This window comes from Methylobacterium sp. WL116, from assembly GCF_008039455.1.
Classification (GTDB): Bacteria; Pseudomonadota; Alphaproteobacteria; order Rhizobiales; family Beijerinckiaceae; genus Methylobacterium.
Genome location: NZ_VRUV01000491.1, coordinates 1 through 3,412, shown reverse-complemented (window position 1 = coordinate 3,412; position 3,412 = coordinate 1). Strand labels below are relative to the sequence as shown.

Genomic DNA, 3,412 nt, shown 5'->3' with positions numbered 1-3,412 from the left:
GCATCAAGCGGCTCAGAATTTCCAGATGGCCGATCATGTTTCCCGCCGCACACGCCGAATGTCCTTGGGAAGATCCTGTGCCGGGATCACACGGTCAAGCATGCGACGGCCACGGTTTCAGATAAGCCCGGCGGCTATTCGGAAAGCACCCGTCAAAGCTGACAACCGAAAATCTAACCCGGCGCGGACTTGGGTCATACTCTGCCAGCATGTCGTGAAGCGGACCTTCCCAAGGTCTGCGATGGGTCGTGAGCAGAAGGACAACTGTGAGTTCGCGCATTGGCTGAGCCAATGCGCATTCCCTGGATGGTGAACCGCACAAAGCTCGGCATTTGAGGAAGCTTGCTACGTGGGTTCTGTAGCAGCGATCACCCGCAGCGCTTGAAGGGCTCGCAAGCGTCCCTCCAGAGTTTTAATCCTGGACCAGAGGCGCAGGCATTCGTCGGCGCTGACTGCAAACACCGGTTGAGGTGGTCCCGTGAAGAACCGCTCGATCGGAATATCGAGCACCTTGGCAAGCCTGTGCAAAGCCGCCCATTCTCTCTCGTCGATTTCGTTCATAACGAGAGGTACATACAAAATCGAGGAGAATTGTTCCTGGAAAAAAACCTACGTTTCTGTAACCAGTAAATGATCAAATTTTACCAGTATGACGCAATCGGTAGCAGTGGATGAAACTTTGCGCCATAGCCTCAGCGTAGTGCGGTGACGGAAGCTGAGGGCCGGACATGATATTCGTCACAAAAGCCGATGGCGAGGTGACCTACGTCAGCCCGGAGTGGTGCGCATTCACAGGGCAACCTGCTTCAGCGGCGATCGGGCATGGTTGGCTCGACTCGGTGCATCCCGATGATCGTGAGACGGCGGCTAATTTCCTACGCTGCGCCGCCGAAAAGCAGAGCGAGTACAGCTTCCGTCACCGCCTTCGACGAGCTGATGGAAGCTACGCTTGGGTTGCCGATGGTGCTGTCCCCTCCTTTGGTCCGCCTGATCACACGTTCCTCGGCTACCTTGGTTCGCTGACAGAACTCGGACCGAGCGGTTCTGAACCGATGACTGCCTACGGCTCGATCGGGCGCTTCGTTCCACCGCCTACCCACCCTGCGACGGCACCTGGTTCGACGCTGGAACGCGTGGCCGATCACCTGCTGATCGCCCATGGCCTCATCGAACAGGACCACGCCAAGGAAATGCTACCGGTGTTGAGGGAGGCCCTTTTCACGGCTGGGAGGCTTCTGGCACGGAGCATGACTGCACCTGCCGCAAAAGATCGTGTCCATTGAGGTGCGTCGCTCACATCATCGCCGACCAAAAAATCTCCGTGAGAACAACACCTTGAGCGAGCAAAGTTTGCTTTCTACCCTCCTCGGACATCGACACGGCCGATGCACAACATGGGTTGATGCCAACCACGCGACGATACGTATATGATGAGAGCGGACGTATCGAGGAAGCAACTGAGTTTGAGTCGATCCGCGTAAGCCACTGCTTCAACCGCAAACACCCGGCAGTGGGCCACAGAGTCTAAAAGCAGTCACTTTGGATGGACGAGGCCTCCTTTCCGTCCGCTCCGGCCGTAGGTCTTCATCCACCAAGCTGCCCCGTAGCGAGCCATTAGAGGGGCCGCATTGGGCCGGGAGCAGTCTCGGCGACGATGTCCGCTTTCATACATCGCCGCCTCGAAGCGGACCGGCTGAAATCCACCCTACTCGGACGTTCAGGGATTGGGTACCAAGCGTCAGATTTCCACTACTAGCCCCCCATCGTGGCCAACATCGTCCTCGCCGCGCTGGCCTTGATCAGGGTACCGGCCGCCGCGGTCGCCTTCCCCAAGGTGTCGAAGGTCTACGGGGCGGACGGTCGCCGCGTGGCGGTGATCAAGCGGACGAACTTTGGGACCAAGGTCTACGGGCAGGACGGTCGGCGGGTCGCCACTATCAAGGGCGGCAGCAGATAGCCGAGGTGCGATCGGTTTCACTCAAAGCGGGGGGCCTGCGGGCCTTGTTCAACGACAACCGTCCGGAGGGAGTGGGCGACATCGTACGCTTGATGGCGGGTCAGGCCGGTCACCATGGCGTGCTCGTCCCTGTAAACGGTGTAGGTCCCCTCATCGGTAGCGCGGATGCGGATCATGGGAGCCTCCGAGTAGACTACGTATGTCTAGCTCCTGGCCGAACAGCAGCAAGAGGGGCCCGGTAGGTATCTGTTAACTGTGGCGCGTCGAGTGGACTGTAGCGATCAGCCATGAGCTGCGTGTCGGCAGCACCGCGACCGGTGAGATGGGCCACGGCGCGGCCTCACCGATGCAGCCGCATCAGGCCCGCTCCTGCGACACCGCAGAATGGGCCCAGGGTGGCACAGGCGGGCTCGATCATCCGGAACCGACAATCAACCGCATCGCTGCATCCTGCACCTCGAAGCCGCATCGCATACTGTCTCGTGCTGATGAGGGTGGACCTGCCCAGGGGGTGCCTTGATCGCTACCACCGGCGATCGAAGTGGAATTGACCCCTGAACAGTTAGAGAACACAGTCTTCAGGCGATGAGCGAGCATCAAGAGTACAGGCTCAGGATCGACGCCTTCCGTCCTGAAACCCTCCCCATGGCCAGGCTAGCCGAGTACATGGCCGAACTCGCGCGCCTGCTCGGCGAGCAGGACAAGGTCCATTTCGAGAAGGTGGAACCCGGCAGCGCGGTCCTTGTGACCGTGGTCGAAGCGTCAGCAGCTCCAAAGGTGGATTTACGGGTCCGGCAGGTCCGCGAGGGTAGAGGGCCCGTGGAAGCCTTGAAGGCCTTCCGGGGCCTGGACGATCTGCTCGCGAAGGACAATGCGATCGGCACGCTTACATCTGCCGATGGAGCAACGACGGCTTCTACGATCTCGGCAACGCGCCTGCGCAGCCCGAGGGGGCGACGTAATGAGTTGGCTTGGCTCGGGGATTGACGAGTTTAGCTAGCGGCCTGCAGTCTTGGTTTTAGAGCGCGTTGCGAAGGCGTTGCTCTGACCCACTCGCACGGTGGTCGAAAACAGCGAGAGCCGGCAGCTACGGTCCTGGAGCGTGGCCGGCGCATTTGCAATCCCTACCTCGTGGCGGCCCTAGTGCAGTGACGCGGACGAAGGATTCACGGGCGGGATGAGGTGTGCGAGTCTGGGCGATGGCTCAGACTGTCTGCGTGTTTCCCTATGCAGCCGACGTGACCCGGCTCGCTGCGATCGCGCAGGATCGATCGCGCCCACTCAAACACATCCAGCGTGCCCGCATCGTCCTGCTCTCAGCCGAGCGTCTAGGGCCTGTTGTCGTCTGAACGGATTGGCTTGGCTAGCGTTTTCGTTTCTCTGAGCAGGAGGGACGATGCTGAGCGACGCCCAGTGGTCTGAACTGGAGCCTTTGGTCGAGGCCTGCCGGCCCAA

5 protein-coding genes and 1 pseudogene are annotated in these 3,412 nt (G+C 60.2%); 4 read left to right on the top strand and 2 right to left on the bottom strand.

Annotation, left to right across the window (positions count from 1 at the left end; all coding sequences use genetic code 11):
- Positions 1-345 precede the first annotated feature (345 nt).
- Positions 346-561 carry a hypothetical protein gene (locus FV223_RS23305; protein WP_147729220.1) on the bottom strand — a complete coding sequence of 72 codons (216 nt, stop codon included), beginning with the start codon at positions 559-561 and terminating at the stop codon, positions 346-348.
- 167 nt (positions 562-728) lie between these two features.
- On the opposite strand from FV223_RS23305, the gene FV223_RS23300 reads away from it, so the two are divergent.
- Entirely contained in the window at positions 729-1,283 is a 555-nt protein-coding gene (locus tag FV223_RS23300) for a PAS domain-containing protein (RefSeq protein WP_147729219.1), read from the top strand.
- Between the two features lie 482 nt (positions 1,284-1,765).
- Positions 1,766-1,957, top strand: coding sequence for a hypothetical protein (locus FV223_RS23295; RefSeq protein ID WP_147729218.1), 192 nt, complete (start codon positions 1,766-1,768; stop codon positions 1,955-1,957).
- A gap of 17 nt (positions 1,958-1,974) precedes the next feature.
- Here the strand turns inward: FV223_RS23295 and FV223_RS30750 are convergent, their stop codons facing one another.
- Complete coding sequence (locus FV223_RS30750) at positions 1,975-2,133, bottom strand: hypothetical protein (RefSeq protein WP_187274863.1); 159 nt, start codon at positions 2,131-2,133, stop codon at positions 1,975-1,977.
- A 409-nt stretch (positions 2,134-2,542) separates the two neighbouring features.
- On the opposite strand from FV223_RS30750, the gene FV223_RS23290 reads away from it, so the two are divergent.
- Positions 2,543-2,944 (top strand): hypothetical protein, encoded by a 402-nt coding sequence (locus FV223_RS23290; protein ID WP_147729217.1) that lies wholly within the window; start codon positions 2,543-2,545, stop codon positions 2,942-2,944.
- A gap of 212 nt (positions 2,945-3,156) precedes the next feature.
- Positions 3,157-3,288: pseudogene (locus FV223_RS23285) on the top strand (IS630 family transposase); the annotation flags it as partial.
- Between the last annotated feature and the right edge of the window lie 124 nt (positions 3,289-3,412).